The sequence below is a fragment of the Rhodoferax sp. genome (genome assembly GCF_014859475.1).
In the GTDB taxonomy this organism is placed as follows: Bacteria; Pseudomonadota; Gammaproteobacteria; order Burkholderiales; family Burkholderiaceae_C; genus Rhodoferax.
Window position 1 is genome coordinate 1 of sequence record NZ_JACUUE010000231.1, and the last position, 3,588, is coordinate 3,588.

Here is a 3,588-nt window from a genome sequence, read left to right on the forward strand (position 1 = left end):
GCGCCAGCAGCAACACGAACACGGCCAGCAAAGCCAGGCCAACGATTTTGTAAACATGGGTTTGCCACACATTGGCACCCACACTCAGCAACACCAGCGCCAGCAGCAGGCCAAACACAGCTGCGCCCACCGCCAGCAGCCGCCCGCTCACGCCCTTGGTTAAAACCTGGTCAAGCGCCATCGCCGCCAGCATGAAAAGCAGCAACGAAACCCAGAGCGTGGAGCTTCTGAAATACGGCACGGCAAAGCCCATGGCCGCATAGCGAAACACCGGAAAAATAAAATAGGCTGCCACAGCCGCCAACCCCAGCAGCAAAACCCGGCGGTCTTTGGCCGTGCCCTGCCAAAGCTGCGGGATCAGCAACAACAAAAACACACCAATGTAAAACCCCGGTCCTTCAAGGTAGTTCCAGTAGCCCTTGTAATTGCTGCCAATGCCAAAAATATCTTTATGAAAAAGCCCGGCAATTTCCGCAACAAAAACCGGCCAGTCATTGATCTGCAGGCTTTGCTCCAGCATTTTGGCAAACAGGTTTTGACCCCCGCTCACGCGCGAGGTGTCCATGAGCTGGGCCATGATGGGCGCCAGCGCCGGCGCCGCCAGCAGGTAGCCGAGCAGCGTCAGCGGCAAGATTTTGAGCAGCCAGGTTGTGAACATGGCCTTGGGCTCGGGGCTGGTCAGCACATAGGCCAGGCAGGCCAGCGCCATAAAGACGCCCAGCGACACAAAAAACACGCTCGACACCAGCGCCAGCGCCAGCGCCACCGGCAGCGCCAGCATGTTGCCCTTGCGCAGTGTGCGGTTGATGGCCCACAAAATCAGCGGGTAAAAAATGAACGGCCCGCCCTCGGAGTCCCACTGGCCGTTGATAACCATGTAGCCGCAAAAAGTGTAGGCCAGCGCACTGATGACCCCGGTTTCCCAGCGCGTAACGTAGTCGCGCATCAGCAGAAAAAAGGCGGCCCCGCCCAGCAGCAGCTTGAGCACATACACCCAGATGCGCAGCGGCAACACGCCGTCGGCACCGCCAGCCAGGCCCAGCCAGGTGAACGCATCGCCCAGCCAGAGTGCAATGATATTGCCCAGCCCGCTGATGAACGACCAGCCGGTATAGCCTTCAAGGGCAAACTGGTGCGCCATGTGCATGGCAAACGGCACCGCCGAAAAATAGGTGTCGCTGCCTATGTCGGTGTAGGCAAAATAATGCTCACCCGCCAGAAAGCTGAAAAATATCACCCCGATCAACATGATCTGCAAGCCAAACAGGATCAGCCAGGCTTTGGGCAAAGTGATTTTCATGGGTTCAGGGGTTCAGAATTGGCAATGGGAAAGCTGGGGCAAGTGCAGAGAGCCCGATTTTGCCATCCAAAAATGATAAGCTCGCTGCGCTGCCACTCTCATCTAGCCGATTCCCGCCCATGACGAACCCTGATCGCAATCAAACCAGCGACGGTGCCGCAGCCAATGCCCAGGCCCTGCAAAACGCCATCGCGCTCCATCAAAGCGGTAACTTTCGTCAGGCCGAGGTGATTTACCAGCGAATACTTCACACCGAGCCCAATCACCCAGACGCGCTGCATTTGCTGGGCCTGGTTTACCACCAGCAGGGCCAAAGCAAGCTGGCTGTTCCGCTCATCAAAAAAGCCATCGCGCTCAACCCCGCCGACACCACTTATCAGTTCAACCTGGGCAATCTGCACCAGGACCTGGGCCAGCTGGACGAAGCCATTGCCTGCTTTGAGCAGGTGCTGGCTTCGCAGCCGGGTTATGTGGATGCGCTGGCGGCGCTGGGGACCGCCTACAAGGCGCAAGGCCGACTGGACGAAGCCGTTGCCAGTTTCCAGCAGGTACTGCAATACCAGCCCGATCGTTCTGATGCTTATTTCAATTTGGCCAGGACTTTGGCGGACCTGGGCCAATTGGACACTTCCGTGGCCCAATCTAAAGAGGCCCTGCTGAACAACCCACCTCATGCGGAACTGCAATTTCGTCTAGGCAACGCCCGGCAGGCGAGCGATCAATCAGACCTGGCCATCGCGCACTACCGGCAGGCGCTTGTGCTCAAGCCGGATTTTGCAGATGCCTGCTACCACCTTGGGAATGCGCTCGAGAAACAGGGCAAGTTCAATGAGGCCATTGACTGCTACCGGCAGGCGTTAAAACACCGGCCCGATGACGTCAATGCCTATCTTGACTGCGCCAGGGCGCTGGTCACCCAAGGTCAACTGGATGATGCCATTGCCATCTACCGCAAGGTGCTGCTGCTCCAGCCGGAATGTGCCAGCACCTACAGCAACCTGTTACTCACACTGCAAAGCCTTGACACCTGCAGTTCCAATGCCTTGTTTCAAGAGCATCTGCGCTATGCCGAAATCTTTGAGGCGCCCCTCAAGCCCCACTGGCAACCGCACGGCAACAGCCGCGAGCCCGCACGCAAGCTCAAGCTGGGCTATGTGTCGGCAGATTTTTGCAGGCATGTGGTGGCCAATTTTTTTGAGCCGATCCTGGCCAATCACGACAAATCCCAATTTGAAATTTATGGCTACTACAACAACACCAAGCACGACAGCTATACCGACCGCATTGCCGCTCAGATGGATCACTTCCTGGTCTGCAGCAACCTGAGCGAAGATCAACTGGCGCAGCGCATCCGTCTTGATGGCATCGACATTCTGGTCGATTTGTCGGGCCACACTGCGCTCAACCGCCTGCCGGTGTTTGCCCGCAAGCCCGCGCCGGTGCAGGCCAGCTACATCGGCTACCCCGGCAGCACCGGCTTGAGCGCCATCGACTACCGCATCAGCGACCCCTGGCAAGACCCTGTGGGTCTGACCGAGCGCTACCACAGCGAGGCGCTGGTGCGCATCCCTGGTGGCATGGCCTTTACGCCCGAGCCTTTCGCGCCTGAAGTCAACGCGCTGCCAGCGCTCAGTTCGGACGAGCTGGTCTTTGCCTGCCTGAACAACCTGAGCAAGGTCAACCCGGCGGTGGTTCATTTGTGGGCACGCATCCTGCACGCCTTGCCGCAAGCGCGGCTGATGCTGGGCAATGTGACCGACAGCGGCATTCGCGACCGGCTAACCAGCTTATTCGGCAAAGCGGGCATTGGCCCTGAACGCTTATGGCTGCAAGCGCGCGTTTCGGTGCCCGATTACCTGGCGCTGCACCACCAGATCGACATGGCGCTCGACCCTTTCCCGTACAGCGGCGGCACCACCACCATGCATTCACTGTGGATGGGCGTGCCGGTGATCACGCTCGCCGGTGACCATGCGGTGTCGCGCCTGTGCGCGGCGCACCTGTCGCGCGTGGGCTTGCCCGAGTTCATCACGCACAGCCAAGACGATTATGTGCAGTGCGCGGTGAAGTTCGCCAATGATTTGCCTGCGCTCGATGCGGTGCGCCAATCGCTGCGCGAGCGCATGAACGCGCCACAGTGCCAACCCGCCGCCATCACCCGCCAGCTCGAAGCCGCTTACCGCGACATGTGGCACAACTGGTGCACCTCGTAATTGCGAGCCCTCCGTACCAAGCCCGATACCGCACACGGACCTTGAACAGAAACTCCGTCATCGCGAGGCCGCAGG

Annotated in this window: 2 protein-coding genes; one reads left to right on the forward strand and one right to left on the reverse strand. The window is 59.2% G+C overall.

Annotated elements, in window-relative coordinates:
• Positions 1–1,300, reverse strand: a 1,300-nt coding sequence (locus IBX54_RS13530; protein ID WP_296543182.1) for a YfhO family protein, incomplete at its 3' end; no start/stop codon positions are given.
• A 119-nt stretch (positions 1,301–1,419) separates the two neighbouring features.
• Here IBX54_RS13530 and IBX54_RS13535 point away from each other — a divergent pair.
• A complete protein-coding gene (locus IBX54_RS13535) occupies positions 1,420–3,513 on the forward strand; it encodes a glycosyltransferase family 41 protein (RefSeq protein ID WP_296543183.1) in 2,094 nt (697 codons plus the stop codon).
• The last annotated feature ends 75 nt before the right edge of the window (positions 3,514–3,588 follow it).